The 17,401-nt window shown below is 41.1% G+C and carries 18 protein-coding genes; 7 read left to right on the top strand and 11 right to left on the bottom strand.

Translation table 11 applies throughout. From position 1 onward, the window contains the following. The first annotated feature begins 34 nt into the window (after positions 1-34). The 5 genes from NMG86_RS06015 to NMG86_RS05995 all read left to right on the top strand — a co-directional run bounded on the left by NMG86_RS06015 (position 35) and on the right by NMG86_RS05995 (position 3,001). Positions 35-766 (top strand): DUF3120 domain-containing protein, encoded by a 732-nt coding sequence (locus tag NMG86_RS06015; protein ID WP_052338650.1) that lies wholly within the window; start codon positions 35-37, stop codon positions 764-766. A 123-nt stretch (positions 767-889) separates the two neighbouring features. Next, a complete protein-coding gene (locus tag NMG86_RS06010; RefSeq protein WP_026789087.1) occupies positions 890-1,267 on the top strand; it encodes a translation initiation factor in 378 nt (125 codons plus the stop codon). A 15-nt stretch (positions 1,268-1,282) separates the two neighbouring features. Further along, positions 1,283-1,897, top strand: coding sequence for a 7-carboxy-7-deazaguanine synthase QueE (locus tag NMG86_RS06005; RefSeq protein ID WP_026789086.1), 615 nt, complete (start codon positions 1,283-1,285; stop codon positions 1,895-1,897). A gap of 88 nt (positions 1,898-1,985) precedes the next feature. After that, the gene (locus NMG86_RS06000; RefSeq protein WP_237747588.1) at positions 1,986-2,441 is read left to right on the top strand and encodes a 6-carboxytetrahydropterin synthase; all 456 of its coding nucleotides are present in this window, start codon (positions 1,986-1,988) and stop codon (positions 2,439-2,441) included. A gap of 86 nt (positions 2,442-2,527) precedes the next feature. Further along, the gene (locus NMG86_RS05995) at positions 2,528-3,001 is read left to right on the top strand and encodes a type IV pilin-like G/H family protein (RefSeq protein WP_026789084.1); all 474 of its coding nucleotides are present in this window, start codon (positions 2,528-2,530) and stop codon (positions 2,999-3,001) included. Positions 3,002-3,424: 423 nt separating this feature from the next. On the opposite strand, the gene NMG86_RS05990 is transcribed toward NMG86_RS05995, so the two are convergent. The 7 genes from NMG86_RS05990 to NMG86_RS05960 all read right to left on the bottom strand — a co-directional run bounded on the left by NMG86_RS05990 (position 3,425) and on the right by NMG86_RS05960 (position 8,880). Further along, positions 3,425-3,802, bottom strand: a complete 378-nt coding sequence (locus tag NMG86_RS05990) for a HEPN domain-containing protein (RefSeq protein ID WP_026789083.1) — start codon at positions 3,800-3,802, stop codon at positions 3,425-3,427. Next, positions 3,799-4,122, bottom strand: coding sequence for a nucleotidyltransferase domain-containing protein (locus NMG86_RS05985; protein ID WP_026794373.1), 324 nt, complete (start codon positions 4,120-4,122; stop codon positions 3,799-3,801). Before NMG86_RS05985 ends, NMG86_RS05990 begins: the two co-directional genes overlap by 4 nt. 100 nt (positions 4,123-4,222) lie before the next feature. Further along, positions 4,223-4,567 carry a hypothetical protein gene (locus NMG86_RS05980; protein ID WP_026797231.1) on the bottom strand — a complete coding sequence of 115 codons (345 nt, stop codon included), beginning with the start codon at positions 4,565-4,567 and terminating at the stop codon, positions 4,223-4,225. A 55-nt stretch (positions 4,568-4,622) separates the two neighbouring features. Next, positions 4,623-6,806: a CHAT domain-containing protein gene (locus NMG86_RS05975; protein WP_144018171.1), complete on the bottom strand. Its 2,184-nt coding sequence runs from the start codon at positions 6,804-6,806 to the stop codon at positions 4,623-4,625. Then, positions 6,796-8,283 carry a tetratricopeptide repeat protein gene (locus tag NMG86_RS05970; protein ID WP_043939339.1) on the bottom strand — a complete coding sequence of 496 codons (1,488 nt, stop codon included), beginning with the start codon at positions 8,281-8,283 and terminating at the stop codon, positions 6,796-6,798. Before NMG86_RS05970 ends, NMG86_RS05975 begins: the two co-directional genes overlap by 11 nt. Beyond that, on the bottom strand, positions 8,177-8,674 hold the full coding sequence (locus tag NMG86_RS05965; RefSeq protein WP_237747587.1) for a type II toxin-antitoxin system VapC family toxin: 498 nt from the start codon (positions 8,672-8,674) through the stop codon (positions 8,177-8,179). The genes NMG86_RS05970 and NMG86_RS05965 overlap by 107 nt, the downstream gene beginning before the upstream one ends. Next, complete coding sequence (locus NMG86_RS05960) at positions 8,671-8,880, bottom strand: hypothetical protein (RefSeq protein ID WP_026797228.1); 210 nt, start codon at positions 8,878-8,880, stop codon at positions 8,671-8,673. The genes NMG86_RS05965 and NMG86_RS05960 overlap by 4 nt, the downstream gene beginning before the upstream one ends. Before the next feature lie 379 nt (positions 8,881-9,259). On the opposite strand from NMG86_RS05960, the gene NMG86_RS05955 reads away from it, so the two are divergent. Then, a complete protein-coding gene (locus NMG86_RS05955) occupies positions 9,260-9,472 on the top strand; it encodes a hypothetical protein (protein ID WP_026789077.1) in 213 nt (70 codons plus the stop codon). A 17-nt stretch (positions 9,473-9,489) separates the two neighbouring features. Then, positions 9,490-9,930: a type II toxin-antitoxin system VapC family toxin gene (locus tag NMG86_RS05950; RefSeq protein WP_026797227.1), complete on the top strand. Its 441-nt coding sequence runs from the start codon at positions 9,490-9,492 to the stop codon at positions 9,928-9,930. 42 nt (positions 9,931-9,972) lie between these two features. On the opposite strand, the gene NMG86_RS05945 is transcribed toward NMG86_RS05950, so the two are convergent. The 4 genes from NMG86_RS05945 to NMG86_RS05930 all read right to left on the bottom strand — a co-directional run bounded on the left by NMG86_RS05945 (position 9,973) and on the right by NMG86_RS05930 (position 17,320). Further along, on the bottom strand, positions 9,973-10,488 hold the full coding sequence (locus NMG86_RS05945; protein ID WP_026789075.1) for a hypothetical protein: 516 nt from the start codon (positions 10,486-10,488) through the stop codon (positions 9,973-9,975). A 508-nt stretch (positions 10,489-10,996) separates the two neighbouring features. Beyond that, positions 10,997-11,443 carry a hypothetical protein gene (locus tag NMG86_RS05940; protein ID WP_144018170.1) on the bottom strand — a complete coding sequence of 149 codons (447 nt, stop codon included), beginning with the start codon at positions 11,441-11,443 and terminating at the stop codon, positions 10,997-10,999. A 278-nt stretch (positions 11,444-11,721) separates the two neighbouring features. Beyond that, on the bottom strand, positions 11,722-12,102 hold the full coding sequence (locus tag NMG86_RS05935) for a response regulator (RefSeq protein ID WP_026797225.1): 381 nt from the start codon (positions 12,100-12,102) through the stop codon (positions 11,722-11,724). After that, entirely contained in the window at positions 12,074-17,320 is a 5,247-nt protein-coding gene (locus NMG86_RS05930) for a PAS domain S-box protein (RefSeq protein ID WP_081692354.1), read from the bottom strand. Before NMG86_RS05930 ends, NMG86_RS05935 begins: the two co-directional genes overlap by 29 nt. Positions 17,321-17,401: the final 81 nt, after the last annotated feature.

The following is a 17,401-nucleotide window of genomic DNA, read 5'->3' as shown; positions in this document are numbered from 1 at the left end:
TAAATTATGATAACCTACTTAATAAATCTTAAAGATATTGCTCAACATCCTACTAGGTTCTATTTTGACTACCACTCAACCGATTCAACCCACCTCTGGATTCCTTCAGAGAGTTCTGGCCAAAGTTAGGATCTCCCAGACTTGGCTGGTATTTTTCGCGTCGGTATTTCTCGTGACTGTCCCGGTGTTTTTCCAAGCCCCCCTAGTCCGACAATGGCCAGAATTTAGCGTGATTTTGACATTGGGATGGCTAGGAATTAGTTGGAGATTAATCAGACAACCCGCCACTTGGGTTTGGGGAGACTTATTATTCGGCTTTAGTTGGAGTTGGTTTACGGGTGCAATCTATTGGGGTTGGTTATGCTGGGAACCCCTCTTACATTTACCCGTAGAAGCTATCGGCGTCCCCTTTGCCATCTGGTGTTTATATCGAGGTTGGGGAAAGGTGGGAAACTGGTTTTATTTGGGTTCCCTATTTGGTACGGCGGTCACGGACGGATATTTTTATATCGCCGGATTAATTCCCAGTTGGCGCCAACTGATGCACGTTGAACCCGCCTTAGCCTTACCAATATTTCAAAACGCCCTGCAAATAGTGACTACCCCATGGGGGATTAGTTGGGCCGTCGGATTTGCCCTATTTTTATTTGGAGTTGGTGTTTTTCCGTTACAATCAAAAGAACAACATTGGTGGGCTTTTGGGGGAGCGGTATTGAGTACAATTTTGGTTGATAGTTTATTTTTGGTTGCGGCTTGTTTAGCCTAATTTAACCACAAAGACACAAAGACGCAAAGAATACAAATCTGTTGTCAATGTGCGATGATCAGGAAATTTTTATCTTTGTAAAGATTGTTTTTTTACCCTTAAATATAATTCTTGCTCTGGCTTATGGCTACATCAAAACGGGATTCTGAGGATAAGGTTAACTCTGGGGGAAACCGTGTGGTTTATTCGGAGTTTGGGACGGGAACAAATTCAGCGGCTTTAGAACGTTCTCAAGGTTTTGTTCCTGAACTTCCCCCCAATCAACACAATCTGAAAGTCCAAGCAACTCGTTCAGGACGCAGGGGAAAAACTGTAACGGTAATTAGTGGATTTCAAGTTAAACCGGAAACTTTGGAATTGTTAGTTAAACAGTTAAAAAACCAATGTGGGGCGGGGGGAACGGTTAAAGAAAATACGATTGAAATTCAAGGTGATCATCGTCCTAAAGTGATGGAAACCTTGATAAAATTAGGATATAAAGCTAAAATTAGTGGGGGATAAATTGTTAAAATATTGATGTTTGAAATTCCAGTTCATGAAACTTTTCAATCGACGATTCAAGGAGAAGGATATTGGGTCGGAACTCCTGTAGATTTTATTCGGTTAGCAGGTTGTCCGGTTGGTTGTCCTTGGTGTGATACGGGTTATGGAGATGGGGGAATGAATTTACCCCGTAAGGTTAGATCTTTTGATTCGTTAATCGCAGAATTGCGATCGCCAAGGGTGGTAATATCAGGGGGAGAACCGTTGATATATGCTCAACTTCCCCAGTTAATTCAAACTATTGAAGCGACGGTCAGAACTGTTGCGATTGAAACATCGGGTTCTTTTTGGCAAGATATTCCTAATTCTGTTTGGGTAACTTTCAGTCCTAAACATCATGTTAGTCCCAATTATCCTGTAATTCCGTTAATATGGAAACGAGCAAACGAGATTAAAATAGTGATTGAAACCGGATCGGAATTAGAGTTTTATGCTGAATATTTAGAGCTTAATGATCAAATTCCCGTGTTTCTACAACCGGAATGGAACCAACGCGATCGCACTTTACCTTTAGTTTTAGAATTATTAAAAAAATTTCCTCACTATCGGTTATCAGTCCAAATTCATAAATGGTTACAAGTTCCTTAATTTAAAATTATTTTGTTCAGGTCTAAAATCCTATTTATTTACCAATTCGTAATTCGTAATTCGTAATTACCTATTCCCCGTTATAACTATGAAACCAGAATTCCGTTCCCACTATCCTCCAGAATGGCTAGAAAAACAAACTATTCCCTATCGGAATATTGTTGGGGTGAATGAACAGATTTATCGAGAATCCTTAACCTTTAATTATACCATTAAAACCACTTTACACCGTCAACATTTTAATCCGCCGATTTGGAAAGATTGCCATTTTCATGATTTTGAAATTAGCTTAGAATTGCAAGCTGTGAGACATCCTGAAGATTTGTATGGGTTGGATATGGTAGAAATGGAAAATCAATTACAAGTTTGGGCAAAACAGTTACCCGAAATTGTTAATGATCATCCCTTATGTCCCCATGGAACTACGGAGGAAATGTGTCTATATTTTTCTCGAATTCCGGTTGATAGCCATATCCAAATTATGCGGGTGAGTGTATCGGAAACTCCCAACCGAGTTACCACTTTAGAAGTTTATAAACCCTAAAGATGAAGAATTCAGGAATACTCTGGTTTAACCTTGTAGATGGGGATAACAAACGTTATACCCGGTGATTACAGGTTAAGGTAAATATGGATAAGTCTTTAAGAAAATGGCTTTCGGGAGTTCTCCTCGTTACTCCTGTCCTGTTAACGAGTTGTTCTCTGAATTTGTCCTTACCCGAAGTGAATGAAAGCGATAAAGCCGAATTTGTTATGCAAACTATGACCACAGGACAACAAGCTTATTATCAAGCCAATGGTCAGTTTGCGAATTCCATTCAAGGGTTATCTCTGAATGCGAATTTAGACACGGGAGAATATCGCTATAGCGTTAATACTGAAGGTCAATATGCGGAAACCGTGTTGATGACGGCGGCGGCCAAACAAGACGGACTCCCTAGTTATGCTGGAGTCGTGACCGTAAGCCACACAGCAGGCGGTGTAATGGCTATAGCGAATATTTGTAAAACTGATCAACCCTCCACCGAACCCCCGGCTTTATCCTCAACTCCTGTACCCGGAGAAGGGTTAAAATGTCCTGCGGGTTCGAGTCCGGTCAGGTAGGATTTATCGGGTTTAAGAGCGGGTTTTTGTGAGATAATTTTTAGCGTTTAAAGTATATATTCTAGCGAGCGAGGACGCTCGTACTACAAGGTTTTTATGATTTATAAATCCCTGATTTATCGGACTCAAGAGCGGATTTTTGTGAGGTAGATTTTAGCGATCGCTTTCTTCGACTCTCAATTCGCCATTTCATTAATTTCCATGCTCCCCAAGAACAGAATGCACTCAAAAGCAGGGCGATAATAAAAGGGGGAAGGGGAAAGGATTTCATCCAGTTATCGCGTGTGGGAAGACTCCAAGGTGCTGTCAATTTCTACAATAGCGCGAATCGAGGCGATCGCCTGACTAATTAACCCCGTGCCCTGTTCAAAATAACTTAAAGTAGCTTGTCCATCGGCGCGTTGTTGTTTGGCTTGACTCTATTTAATTCCCCTGATAAGTTTCCCAAAAATTCATAAATTGTTTAGCAATATCAATTTGTTGTTTAGCTTCAGATGTGGTAATATTAACATCTAAATCATAATCACTCCGGTTTCGCATATCCTGTGCATCAATTAGAGCCCTGTGAAATTCTCGAAATTTTTGATTGTCCTTGGCAAATTCTCGACCGAAAGCACTAATCACAGCAGAATGGCTAGAAAAACTTAAGTTTTTTGCCAACAAAAAGGCAGAAGCAATATAAAACATTGCATAATAAGCACGGGACGTTGCCAGTTCGGCTAGATTATTTTCCACCAATAAATCTGCACCCATTAGACTCCGTTTAGCTTTTTCTAGTAGTAATTTTTGTTCATCACTCATAGAACAATTCCTTCCCGATGAACATTCAAAATAAATGGACTTTTTTCTTGATTAAAACGCTGCTCAGAGACAAAAGCACGGGAGATAACCGTATCATATTTTAAGGATAATTCTTGAATAAACTCACTGGTTTTTTTGATTTCATCAGAGTAATTAAACGCGGATTTCATCACAATCAGTAAGTCAATATCTGAATCAGGTTTAGCTTCCCCCCTAGCTTGAGAACCATATAAAATAATTTGAACAACCTGTTCAGAATAATTGGTTTTAAACCAATTTTTAATAAATTCTATAATCTCCGGTAATTTTTGATGTTTCATTTTATTAAATTATGTGCCATAAACTGGGCTACTCTCGTAACACGCCATTCTGCGGCTCTGCCACCTGTAAAAATGGTTTGCCATTACAGTTGAAAACCCATCAAGATTGACCCTCTTTTTTGCCCGTTATCGGAGCGCGGGTTCGCAGAATTTCCGTAATTTTCGGATAGATATTTTTATAAGCCGTGTCCCCTGTATTGTGGGAATCATTATCAGAACCTTTTAGCTTGCGGGTACTGGCTGCATCCACTGCATCGGTTATTGCCTCATAAGCTGACAACCAATCTTCCAAACAATTGGCTATTTCTTCATCAGATGCAGTTTCCAACTCAGCCAATTGCTTTTGCAAGTCTCCTAAACTGTCCGAGACTTCTGAATTGTTAAACAGTTCTGAGTTTTTTTCCCAAACCGATAGAAAAGCGCTGATAAGGTCTTCTGGGTTCATAATTATCCTAATCTGGCTTAACGACTAAAATACAGAGGAGGGCAGTCTCAAGATTTTACGCTCCAATGGCGCAAAATGCTGCCCAGTAGTAAGGAGACTCAAACCGTTTAGCATCCAGTTTATTTTTCCAAGCGCCAAAAGTGAGTCGTTTTTGCATTTGCTTCCGCCGTTCTGGACTAATCACCGCACAGCCATCAACCCAGTCTAACAAATCTTGCACCGTGGCTTCTCGCAGCCAAGTCTGAGTCTGCCGCAACGCCAAAACCACCGACAGTTCAGGCTGTTGCTGGAGAGTTTGATAAAACTGAATCATAAAAATCGCCGTGGAGAGGTCATTCACCGCCCAGAGGGTACTGACCACATTGGGAGAACCCGCCAAAATGAAGCCACTGGGTAAACCGATATATTCATCACTGCTGGAGGTGATGTCGGTGATACCCGTTTCGCAGGCGGAGAGAGTGACGAGACGGCAGTTGCTCAGGTCAAGGCGTAAGATATCCTCTAAAGTCAGACATTTTTGCAGGTCGAGGAGTTTGTTGTCTTCTAGGGACAGATAGCGGCTGGGGTCATCGGTGGGCGGCGGGGGTGTAAATTCACTTTTAGCCAGGATGAGGGCGGATTTGAGGGCATATTCAAAGTTGAAGTAGCCATGACAGGAGAAGTGGACACAGTTGGCGTTTTTCAGGGTTTCGGCATCAATGTCGGCTTTTTCGGCTTGGTCATGTTTGAGGACTACTTGGTGGGGGTTAAATAGGGATTGGATAGCTTCCACTTCCATATCGGTGAAGTGGAGGTCTTGGGTGGGGTTTTGGATGGCGAAAAGGTGATTAAAGTCGAGGCGTTGATTGATGCGTTTTTGGGATTGTTGCAGGACTTGGCAGTTAGGGGCATAACCCACGCCTTTGGGGAACAGGTCTTGTAGGAGTTGGCCTTGATCGTCTTCTGTGGGAATGGGTAGGGCATGGAGGGGGAACAGGTGCAGGAAGCGGTGAGGGATGAGGATAAGTTTTTGGCAGTTGGGGAGTTGTTGCCGTAGGTTAGCCAGGATTTCATCCAGATGCAGGATTTTGGGGAGTTGTTCGAGGTGTTGGGGGAGAATGTCTCGCCATTGATCGCTTTTGAGGCGGCGGTAGTCGTTGATGTAGGTATTAGTCCAGTCGATGAGTTTATCTAGGTCTTCCTTTGAAGATGTCCAAAGATTGAGGGTTTGGGCGGTGAGGGTGAAGGTGAGGAATTTATCCCCCAGGATGTACCATTCCAGGATGGCGGTTTCTTTATCCAGTAACTCTTGCATCCCCTGGAAATGCAGGGGTTTATAGGGTTCGAGTTCCCGCTTTTGTTGTCGCAGTTGGTTGAGGTGGGTATAATCTGGGTTTTCCTCTTGTTGCAGGCGACGGTCTTCTTGACTAATAGCGGTTTTGAGGGATTGCAACTGTTGATGGATGTCATCGGGAATCACGCCACCAGGATAAGCGTCACGGGTAGCCATGAGTTCCACCAAGTTGCGGGCTTTACTGCGATCGGTATATTCAATAGCTTTTTCCCAATTCCCAAGATTAAGGCAAATTTCTACAATGGATTGATACAGTTGATGTGTACTCTCTCGGAGATTTGGTGATCTCGCGCTTTTTAATCCCATGTCAACTTGCAAAAAGTCAACTGTGTCAATTGTTGTTTCTTCTGATATTAATTCATTAATTAAGCCGTTTGTATCTGATTTAAAACTTTGCAAATTTGAAGGCTTTCTAGATGTTTTTTCTATAAATACCTGTGTTGCTTCTTGCATAGATTCTAAAGTTTTTTTGTCAAAATCAATAGTTTGAACAACCTTTTCTAGTGTTTGAAAAGCAAGGTCAAAAAAACCTATTTTTTTATAAGTCAAACCAAGATTAAGTAAAGATATTAGATAGCCATCACTTAGCTTTAGTAATTGAAATATATGTGTTGATGCAGAGAAGTAGCTAATAGCAGCCCTAAGACAATCAATATTCGATGTTTGATGTAGGGCAAATCCTATCTTTAGCTGAATATCTGCCCACTTTCGACAAGCACTCAAGTTTGTATAAATTTGGCTTGACTTAACAAAAGCATTGTTAGCTTCGTTAAACTGTCCAGATTGTAAATAAGCATAGCCAAGATTAATGTATGTCTCAGACGCTTGCTGAGGAAATAAATCAGGTGTATAAACATTCAACGCTTGCTCAAAATATTTAATCGACTGGTAGAGGTTAGGATTCATTACTTTGACTGATTAGATATTGCTTGAGGTACAAGGTTCCCAGATTATTTTGAATTCTAGCCCAATCTTTTGGATAAGATGAACGACTATAAACCTCTAATGCTGTTTTATAGCAATTAATTGCCGTGTCGATATTTGTGCGCTGATCTCCTCTGATCTGTAAAGAATATGCTGCTCCTAAGTTATTGTAAGTTCTTGCCCATTCTTCTGGAAAACTTTCCTTATTTAAAATCCTTAATGCAGCATGATAACACTGCATTGCCTGTTCTATATTAGCTGCACGTTCTCCATGAATACGTTGATTATAAGCATTTGCTAAATTATTTTGCGTCATTGCCCAATCTATAGGAAATGCTTCAGGGGTCAAAATCTCTAAAGCTTCTTGGTAATGACTGATTGCTTGCTCCAAATTAGCTGCCGGGTTGATGCCCATTTCAGCCTGGGTAAGATAGGCGACTGCTAGGTTAGTCAGGGTACTGGAGATTTCTCTATCTAACCCCAACGCCCGCCTGATGGCTGCGGCTTCATGGTAGGCGGTGATCGCACCTTCGAGATTGGCGACGGGGTTGATGCCCATCTGAGCTTGGGTTTGGTGGGCAACTCCGAGGTTAGTCAGGGTAGAGGAGAGGTCTTTTTCTAACTTCAACCGCCGCAGAATTTCTGCCGCTTCATCGTAGGCAGTGATCGCCCTATCGAGATTGGCGGCGGGGTTGATGCCCATCTCGGCTTGGGTGCGGCGGGCAACTCCGAGGTTAGTCAGGGTTTGGGAGAGGTCTTTTTCTAACCCCAACCGCCGCAGAATTTCTGCCGCTTCATCGTAGGCAGCGATCGCCCTATCGAGATTGGCGGCGGGGTTGATGCCCATCTCGGCTTGGGTGCGGCGGGCAACTCCGAGGTTATTCAGGGTTTGCGCCCGTTTTTCGGGGTTATCCGCCCGCAGTTCCAGCACCACCCCATAGCCGCGAATGGCAATCTCTAAGGCTTCTGCATACCGACCATAGGGGAATTGTTGAATACTGTTGCAGGTATTTTGTATTAAGCCTGCCACTCCTTCGGCTTGGTCAGGAAACTGAGCTAGAAGTCCTGGTATTGACTGGACAATGGTATCCCCCAGGTTGGGAACAATCAACCCCATATTTTGCAGCATCACCTGATGGACTGCGACCTCATTCCCCCCGCTTTCCATTTCGGCTTTGAGCAGTTGTTGCCAAAACTGTTGTAATACTTCTTGCTGATTTCCGCCAGTTCCCTGCTGCGCCAAAAACGCCCCCACCCGTTGCGCCAGATGTCGCAGAAAACCCGCGTTATTCTCTTGTCCGTCACTCTGCAATTGTTCGGCCTTCTGTTCGCACACCTGCACAAATGCCCCATCAAGCAGTTCCAGATGTTGGTTGAGGATTTGGTTTTCTTCCCCACTGGGACAGTCGAGGAGTTCTTGAATTAGGGACAGATAGGCCTGTAGGCGTTGTTCGTTCATCGTGGCGCATCAGGTAGGGGATAGACCCCAATTTTACCCCATTCCCAACCCTCAGAAACCGGGTTTCTTTGTTAAATCTTGGTGAAGGAATCGAGATGCTGCTAGAAACCCGGTTTCTTTTCCGGCGACGATATTGTAAAAAGGCTTGACCCGCTAAAAATGCCGCTTCATAAGGTAATGCGTCTCTCTGAAAAAAGCTAGAAAATAATACCGATTCGACTTCTGTTACATCTTTAAACCCAATGGATACTTCTGCATAAATAATAGGGTTGATATGCAGTGTTCCGGTTTGGGCACAATCAGCCAGTTGCGCTGATGACCAATCAAACCAATGGGGATCTTCCGTTAACAGATCCAGAATCACATTGCTATCCACGAGGAAATCCGTCATTTTTCACCCCGCGTTAAGTTGAGAATCTCATCAGTGGTCATCTCCCCGGTGGCTTTTCCCCGCAGACTGGCGATTAAATTTGCTCCTTGAGGCGAGTGGTTTTGATACCGCCAAGCTAGAAAGTCTAAGAATATTTTGGCTTCTTCCAGGGCGGGTTGGGGTAGGTTGCGAAGGATAGCTAGTATTTCGGTTTCGGTGGTGAGCATGACGCCACATTTTTAGGATAGCCCCTTTATTTTACCCCATTCCCAAACCTCAGAAACCCGGTTTCTTTGTTAAATGTTGGTGAAGGAATCGAGATGTTGGTTGAGGATTTGGTTTTCTTCCCCACTGGGACAGTCGAGGAGTGCTTGAATTAGGGACAGATAGGCGAGTAGGCGTTGTTCGTTCATGGCACTGGGCAGGGTGGAAATATTGTTGCTATTTTATACCATTCATTTTAATAAGGATTAAAATATGGCTAGGGAGTGGCAAATAGTTGATTCCGAACAAAAACTAGAGATTGAGTCAATATTAGGTTACGCGATGCTTCCCCTGAGCTATACTTTAATCAATACAAAATCTTAAATAAACTTCTCCTAAATTATGATATCTCAACAGACTGAAGAAAAGCCCCCAAAAATTGAAGCACGAGTTGCCATTTTAGAAACGGAACTCGCAGAGATGAAACAGATTTTATCTAGCTTCATTGAGCAGAAAAATCCTTGGTGGCAAAAAGTCGCGGGTAGTTGCGAAAATGACCCTACCTTTGATGCTGTCCTAGAATTAGGGAAAGAGTGGCGTAACTCTGTGAAGTAGGTTAATCAGATTTGTTTATGTACATCCTAGACACCGACCATCTGAGCTTAATTCAGCGCAATGGAGAACAGGGAAAACGCATTTTAAAAAGACTAGAAACCCTAGAAAAAGTTGAAGTTGCTGTCACGATTATTACTTATGAAGAACAAACCAGAGGGCGACTTAGTTTTTTAGGACGAGCTAAAAATATAGATGAACAAGTTTTAGCCTATCAAGGACTACAACAATTGGCAACAGACTACTGTTCAATTCCAATTCTTCCGTTTAATGGAACCGCAGCGATCGCATATCAACAACTCCGAAAATCTTACCCTCGTTTAGGGACTATGGATCTGAGAATTGCTGCTATTAGTTTGACACATCAAGCTATTTTACTCACCTGTAATCAGTCAGACTTTGGACAAATTATAGAATTGTCAACAGAAAATTGGTCAACTGAGTTAGGTAGATCGCCTTAAAGATAGAGAGACGCGCCGTGGCACGTCTCTACAAAGGAATAATTAAGCTAGAACAAAATCGACGTCGTTACTGCCGCCTGTTTCTCCTTTACCGGAGGTTAATTTTTGACCATTGACTTCCACCGCAAAGGGGGTACTATCCAGGCCAGGAAGGTTATAATCGGTTTTTGCAGAAGTATAGCCGACACTGGCAATCATTTTCCGGCCGGAGTCCGTATATTGGAAGGCCATCATTTGATTTTTTTTGTTTTTATTATCTTCGGCCCAAATCACCATATATTGTTGATCTTGATAATCAAAAACTTTGGGTTCTCGAAGGGGAACATAACGACCGGGTTCGCCAAAACTGGTATCTAAAAAGGTCTGGACTTCACTGGGTTGAACTACAGCATAACTCACTTGTTCTGGAGAAGCGGCGATCGCATCTCCTTGACTTGCATCTACTACTTCTTCTTTGCCCTTGTTCCGAAAATAATCAACGGCGACTTTAGTTCCAATAGCACCCGCAGTGGCAATTCCGGCACCAATTAAAAAGTTACGAAGTCTGTTATCAGCCATTTTTTCTCCTAATTAAAATTTAATTGACTTTTGTGTTTTGGAATTGATTCCATTAACATGGGAATTTTAACAAATTTTGCTCTATCTGTCATGGAACTTTCGATGGAGAAGGGAAAGATCAGTTGAAGATTATGGCAACCCTAAATAGGTTGTAACATTAAATCAGGCTGAACTAGCAATTTTTAACAAATTCTTTCGATTGATTCAACAAATATAATTAAACTTAAAATTTGGCAATTCTTTCACCGAAGATAATGGAACAATTTCCTTATATTTCTCTTTTTCTATAGGATTCAGGGACAAATCAGGCATTTCTTCATGGCAACGACTACAATATCAATAAACTCCTGTGTGGCGAATATGGCGCAGGAGTGTAGATGAACAGCAGGGACAAATCACGTTAGACATAATTAACTTCCTCAAAGTCAGGATTGGAAATAATAACAATTAAAAAAATTCAAGAAATTCAAGATTAGAACTGGATTTAAACCCTGATGAAAAATACAATTTAGGAGTCATGAATTTTCAAAATTTCTTCTATAATTAAGCGATCGCCGATAGAAACATCCTGCCATAATTCCAGTTCAGCATTTTTCGTGAGTTCGAGTTGCAAAGGGGCTGCAAACCAAAAATCTTGATTGAAAATAAATCCCTGGGATTGGAGTTTAAAACAAACCGATTGCACCGCATAATTGTTGACATCCAACTCCGGCATCAAATAGGAAGAATGATCCAAAACCCAACTGCAAGCGTCCCTATCAATTTCGGCAAGTTGATAAATCGCCTTGATTAAAACCAATTCAATCCAGCCAGGATTGGGCAAAACCGTTAAAAAATTCTTTAATGCTTGGATATATTCCCGGTTTTGAGCACGGAGAACATCAATGGTCAATTCTACATAGGAATGATCCATCTCACCCTGATTTTCCCTTTCTTGATCCGATGAGTTAATCATATTTTCCTGTCCCGAATGACTAAGGCTGTGAAAAGGTTGATTTAAAGATGAACAGGTGGAAAAGCTAACAATGGAACACTTACTTTTGACGAATTCAGGAAGGGGATCAATCGAAGTCGGGGTGTTGTCAACCGAAGTTAGACTTTTAGAGTTTAAATACATGGAACACAGTTGAACCTAAAAAAAAGCAATTGCCTATGGTTGAACTGTAACTAATAAATTTGAAGATTTTGTGAAGAAAAAATTCCCATGCTGATTTTGCAATAATTTGTTACAGTTCACTCCGTCCATTGCAGAAGGGTACGAATTTGATTCACTAAATCCATGGCTTCAAAGGGTTTAGTAATCACTCCCGTTACTCCTAACTGAATAAATTGCTGTTTTTCACTCATTTTTGCCTTAGCAGTTAACAAAATCGTGGGAATATGCTGGGTTTCGGGATTAGCTTGTAAATACTTAAAGGTGGTGGCTCCATCCATCTCGGGCATCATCACATCTAAGAGAATAGCATCCGGTTGCGCTTTCTGAGCTAAATCCAATCCATCACTCCCACAGCAAGCGGTTATGACCTCCCAACCCCCGGCAACTTCCAGGCACATTTGGATAATCTCCCGCACCCCATCATCGTCATCAATAATCAGAATTCGTTTTGTTGTCATGATCCACTTCTGTTAATATTGCCATCGGTAGGGTGAAGTAAAAACAACTACCCTGATCTACTTTACTGCGTACCCAGATCTGCCCACCATGTTGTTCAACAATCGAACGACAAATGGCCAAACCCAACCCGGTGCCACCTTTTTTCCGAGAGTCTGAGGCATCGACTTGATGAAAACGCTCAAATATTCTTTCAATTTTATCAGAAGGAATACCCCGACCTTGATCTTGAATTTTAAATAAAATCTTGGGTATTTCTTCGAGATTTTCTGGAAGTTCCGTCTCCACACTCAACTTAATATTACCCCCCCGGGACTCGGAAAATTTGATCGCGTTACTTAATAAATTAGTTAAAACTTGTAATACTCGATCAGGATCGGCATAGAATTGTAAACTTTTGCTACTAACCTCCAAATTAATCCCGCTTCGATTAGCCATAACCTGCATTTGTTCCGTAGCCTGCAAAAGTAAATCTGCCGCATTCACAACTTGTTTATTTAGACAAATTTTTCCCGATTCTAACCGTTCTAATTCTAAAATATCATTCACCAATCTCACTAAACGTTCGGCACTTTCGGCGACAATTTTCATAACGTGGACTCCCCGTTCGGACTGGGGATTAATTAATCCTGTCGATAACAGATTTAACCCGCCATGAATGGAAGTTAAGGGAGTTCTCAATTCATGGCTAACCACGGAAATAAATTCATCTTTCATTCTTTCAATAGCGTATCTTTCGGTAATATCCTCCCCAATACTCATCATCCCGATCGCATTTCCTTGTAAATCTTTTAACAGGGTATGATTCCAACTAATAATTTTTTCCTCGCCTAATTTTGTCTCAATCAACTGTTGACTATAGGGTTTAAAATCATATTCTAATAGTTCTGCAAAGTCTGAGGCACTGAGCCTTTGAGCCGAATTTTCTTGAAAATCTGATAACCAATTTTTTCCTAAAACTTCAGTTTGGGTATAGCCCATGACTTCCAATAAAAAAGGATTGACATATTCAACTTTACCATTCCGATCTAATCCGACCACTAATAACCGGACATTTTCTAATAAACTCCGCCACCGTCTTTCGGCTTCGAGCAAATTCGCTTGACTTTGTTTTTGTTCGGTAATATCCCGAGCCATTGTGGATAAAAGATACACCTGTCCTTCCTGATTTTTATGGGCAATAATCAATTGAGATAGGGGAATTTCTCGCCCATCATAGCTGGTCAATGCGGTTTCACCGATCCAAGATCCGTCTCGAATTGCCGCCGGAACTCCGTGATTTTTAATAACTTCAACCGCCCATTGGGGATGATTTTGAGGAATATGTTGATCGCTAATTTTTCCCTGTCTATCTAATCCCAAAATTCGTCGAGCCGACTGGTTATAATAAACCACTTCTCCCTCGGGTTTTGCCGAGGAAATAAAGTCGGGAGTCGCTTCGATAATAGCAATCAATTTATCTCGTTCGGCTTCGGCTTGTTTGCGTTGGGTAATATCTTGCATCACCACCATTCCGGCAAAAATTTCTTCCTGTTCGTTGCGAACGGGTAAGGCTTGATGATAATAAATTCGTCCCTCATATTCTACTTCAGAAATTGTTATTTCTCCAGCTAAAGCAGAACGATACAGGGGTTCAACAATCTCTAATAGGGCGGTCGGTAAAACTTGCCAAATGGTTTTTCCTTCTAATATTTTTCGAGATAATCCCTTGAGGACTAAGCCCATACCATCGGCAATGGTATAACGAAAATCCAGATCGACTAAAAACACCGCTCCATCGGGAAAATTCTTAACTAAGGTGCGATATTGTTCATCACTTTTTCGCAGTTTAAATTCCGTCCGATGGCGCTGCATCAGTTCAAATTGTAAGCGCTCATTGGCGGTTTCTAATTCGGTTGTGCGTTGAGTGACTCGTAATTCTAATTCTTCATTATTTTTTTGCAATAATTGTTCGGTTTCTTTGCGATGGGTAATATCTTTGGCAATTCCCCCCCGACGCTCTAATTCTCCGGTTTCATTCAAAATTGGAAATCCCCGATCCCAAATCCAACGATAGGAGCCATCGGGACGCAGAATGCGATATTCTAAATCAAATCCCCGACCATCGGGATTTTGCAGGGCGCGTAAAACCCGATTTTGATCCTGGGGATGAATGGTATTAATAAAGGCTGGGAAATTCTGATAGAGGGCGTTAACATTTCGATTCCAAATTTGTTGATATGCAGGACTCACATAAATAAACTGATTACCTAAAGCATTGGTAATCCAAAAAACATCATCAATATTTTCAGCTAGTTGGCGGAATTTTTTCTCGGTTTCGGCATGGGAGGCTCTAATTCTTAATGCTATAATTCCATAGACAATATCATCCACTAATTCTTTGAGTAATTTAACTTCGGCTGGATCAAAGGCATTAGTTTGAGTGGAATATAAATTCAGTACGCCAAAGGGAATTGATAAAATCTCTCCGTTCAATTTTGGTTGTAAATGTTGGTTGTGAGAGTCGGTCGCCATGATTAAAGGCATGGCAATCGAGGAGGTATAACCCCGTTTTTGAGCCTGTTGTTTCGATGGGGCATAATTGCCATTGGTTTCAAAGTTTTGAAAAACACAGGTTTGCCCGGTTCTAACGGCGGTTCCCGAAGGCCCCTGACCCCATTCACTGTCATCCCAAGTTACGGTTAAATTATCTAAATAGCCCGCTTCAAATCCGGCTTTAGCAATTGGAATAATTTGTTTTCCTTGGGTATATTGGGTATAACCAACCCAAGCAAAATGGTAGCCTCCAATATTAATTAAAATCTGACAAACATCATGGAGTAATTCGGTTTCTGTGGTAGCTCTGACTAAGACTTGATTACAGTCGCTAATGGTTCTTAAAGCTCGATTAACTCGATGTAATTCTTCTTCGGCTCGTTTGCGATCGCTAATATCAGTATAAGACCCCACCATCCGCACTAAATTTTCCTGATCATCCCATAGGGCTTGACCTCGATCTAAAATCCATTTATAACTGCCATCTTTGCATTGAACTCGATGCTCTGTAATATAAAAAGGTATTTTTTGATCTAAATGTTCTCGAATGACTTTCATCACCCAAGGTAAATCATCGGGATGGACTCGTTGATTCCATTGGGTTAAATGGTCACAGACTTCCTGTTCGTGATAGCCCAACATTTCTTTCCATCTGGGCGAGAAAAATACCTCCTCTGTTTGAATATTCCAATCCCAAATTCCGTCGTTATTTCCTCTTAAAGCCAGTTGCCAGCGTTCTTCACTTTTTCGCAGAGCTTCTTCGGTTTGTTTACGTTCTTGAATATCTTCTAAGGCTAATAAGATATATTTTTTTCCTTGCCATAATTGATCTAGGGTAGACACAAAAATTTGCACCCAATTACGTTGACCATTGGGGCGAATATACTGTTTTTCGATGGAAAATGTTTCGGATAAATCTTGATCTTGAATTTGTTCTAACCACTCCATTCCTGCGGAATTGGGATAATGAATAAAATTATGAATAGTTTGACCGATTAAGTCTTTTTCGGAATAGCCTATAATCTCACAATAGCGTTGATTGACTCGCAGAAGTTCTCCCGATAAATCAACAACCGCAAATCCGACGGCGGCTTGTTCAAAAATGGTTCGGAATCGTTCTTCGCTTTTGAGTAATTTTTGTTCGGATTGTTTGCGATCGCTAACATTTTGCGCCAAGGACAAGAGGGAAACTAAATTCCCGCCTTCATCTCGAACCACGGAATTATACCACTCACAATCAATCACTCTGCCGTCTTTAGTGCGATTTTGAGCTTCAATAATTTGGTGATTATTGGTGCCATCAATCAGTTGAATCATTTCTTGATTCACTTGCAAGATATTTGTGGCAAAAACTTCTTGAAAGGTAGACCATTGTTGACCTAAAACTTCCGCCGATGTCCAACCAAAAATCCTTTCAGCTTGGGATGACCAGCGTTTAATTTTGAGTTGCTGATCCCATTCAATCACCACCAAGGGAGAATTATCAAAATGACAGGATAAACATTGATGAGCCTGTTTTAATTCGGCAATTAATTGAGCCTGTTTTAAGGCAATTCCGACTTGATCAGCCAGTTGTTTTAAAAAGTTAGTTTCTAGGGTTGCCCATTGGCGAGGTTCTGCACATTGATGGGCCATCATAAATCCCCATAATTTCGGTTTAGGGTCGGAGGAATCATTCGTTGATTCTGGATTTTTGGGTGGGGTGATCATCGAATCAATTTCTTTTTTTTCTAACCAAATCGGAACAATTAAACTCGCCTTAACTTGGAAAAATTCCATTAATTCTAAATAGCAAGCATCTAAATTTTCTTGACTCAAATCGCTAAAAATAAGCACTCGATCCGGTACGGCAGCATCGGACAGGTAGGGGATTAATTCCGGGGTATAAATTCTATGGGATAATAGGGATAACCATTGGGGTATAACCGCTTCTTGAACTACGGTTCCTCCTCTCTGGGAATCTAATTTTAACATGATCACTCGATCAACATTTAAAACTTTCTGTACTTCCTCAACAGTGGTTTTTAAAATTAAATTAATTTCTAAAGATTGCCTAATTTTTGAAGTAATTTCGGTTAATAGGTTTAAAAATTGATTTTGTTTCTGAGTTTCCGCAAAGGTGCGTTTTTGTTTGCGAGCTTGAAGTTGAGTTTCAATCCGTTGTCGTTCTTCAATTTGTCTTTTTAAGGATTCTTGAGTTGTTTGAAGTACGGGGGTGGGAGTTGGAGTTGGGGAATGGGTTTTTTCAGATACTTTTTGCAGAACTGCTTTCACCGTTGAACATTGACTTAGATCTTTAATTACGGCTATAACTTCTGTTGTTGATAGGGGATAAATCTCAACTAAAATATGATAATCTGACCGATCCTGATCACATTTATAAATAATATTTTGGGCTATTTGAGTCTCGATCACCTGTTGAATTAGATGGGGAAACTCAGAGGATTCCTGGCAATTTTTTAACTCTTGTAAAACCCAAGAAAATGGGTTCGATTCCGAAGATAAATTAGGAGACGCTTTCGTGGGTAAAACATGAATTTGTTGCTGTTCACAATCAATAATCACGATCAGATCATGAATCACTCCCAAAAATTGATTCATCTGCCATCGTGCATCCCAGGTTGGGGACTGTAACACTTGGTATCCCCTATTCGGAAAATGAGAACAAATTTCTGAAGTCGTCATAGTAAAAATTAAATTAATATTAAATTTTATAGAGACTTTTAGAATAATCTATTTTACTAATTATATCAAATTCCATGGGAT

The organism is Planktothrix rubescens CCAP 1459/22 (genome assembly GCA_904830895.1).
GTDB classification, from domain to species: Bacteria; Cyanobacteriota; Cyanobacteriia; order Cyanobacteriales; family Microcoleaceae; genus Planktothrix; species Planktothrix agardhii.
This window is presented reverse-complemented; position numbering and strand designations above follow the sequence as displayed.

Bases quoted from the DNA above. Each gene is read 5' to 3' on its own strand.
- NMG86_RS05940 (WP_144018170.1), bottom strand. From the start codon at position 11,443: ATGATTAACTCATCGGATCAAGAAAGGGAAAATCAGGGTGAGATGGAT.
- NMG86_RS06000 (WP_237747588.1), top strand. From the start codon at position 1,986: ATGAAACCAGAATTCCGTTCCCACTATCCTCCAGAATGGCTAGAAAAA.
- NMG86_RS05955 (WP_026789077.1), top strand. From the start codon at position 9,260: ATGATATCTCAACAGACTGAAGAAAAGCCCCCAAAAATTGAAGCACGA.
- NMG86_RS05970 (WP_043939339.1), bottom strand. From the start codon at position 8,283: ATGAACGAACAACGCCTACAGGCCTATCTGTCCCTAATTCAAGAACTC.
- NMG86_RS05950 (WP_026797227.1), top strand. From the start codon at position 9,490: ATGTACATCCTAGACACCGACCATCTGAGCTTAATTCAGCGCAATGGA.
- NMG86_RS05930 (WP_081692354.1), bottom strand. From the start codon at position 17,320: ATGACGACTTCAGAAATTTGTTCTCATTTTCCGAATAGGGGATACCAA.
- NMG86_RS06010 (WP_026789087.1), top strand. From the start codon at position 890: ATGGCTACATCAAAACGGGATTCTGAGGATAAGGTTAACTCTGGGGGA.
- NMG86_RS05960 (WP_026797228.1), bottom strand. From the start codon at position 8,880: ATGCTCACCACCGAAACCGAAATACTAGCTATCCTTCGCAACCTACCC.
- NMG86_RS05980 (WP_026797231.1), bottom strand. From the start codon at position 4,567: ATGAACCCAGAAGACCTTATCAGCGCTTTTCTATCGGTTTGGGAAAAA.
- NMG86_RS05990 (WP_026789083.1), bottom strand. From the start codon at position 3,802: ATGAGTGATGAACAAAAATTACTACTAGAAAAAGCTAAACGGAGTCTA.
- NMG86_RS05995 (WP_026789084.1), top strand. From the start codon at position 2,528: ATGGATAAGTCTTTAAGAAAATGGCTTTCGGGAGTTCTCCTCGTTACT.
- NMG86_RS05975 (WP_144018171.1), bottom strand. From the start codon at position 6,806: ATGAATCCTAACCTCTACCAGTCGATTAAATATTTTGAGCAAGCGTTG.
- NMG86_RS05985 (WP_026794373.1), bottom strand. From the start codon at position 4,122: ATGAAACATCAAAAATTACCGGAGATTATAGAATTTATTAAAAATTGG.
- NMG86_RS05965 (WP_237747587.1), bottom strand. From the start codon at position 8,674: ATGACGGATTTCCTCGTGGATAGCAATGTGATTCTGGATCTGTTAACG.
- NMG86_RS05945 (WP_026789075.1), bottom strand. From the start codon at position 10,488: ATGGCTGATAACAGACTTCGTAACTTTTTAATTGGTGCCGGAATTGCC.
- NMG86_RS05935 (WP_026797225.1), bottom strand. From the start codon at position 12,102: ATGACAACAAAACGAATTCTGATTATTGATGACGATGATGGGGTGCGG.
- NMG86_RS06005 (WP_026789086.1), top strand. From the start codon at position 1,283: ATGTTTGAAATTCCAGTTCATGAAACTTTTCAATCGACGATTCAAGGA.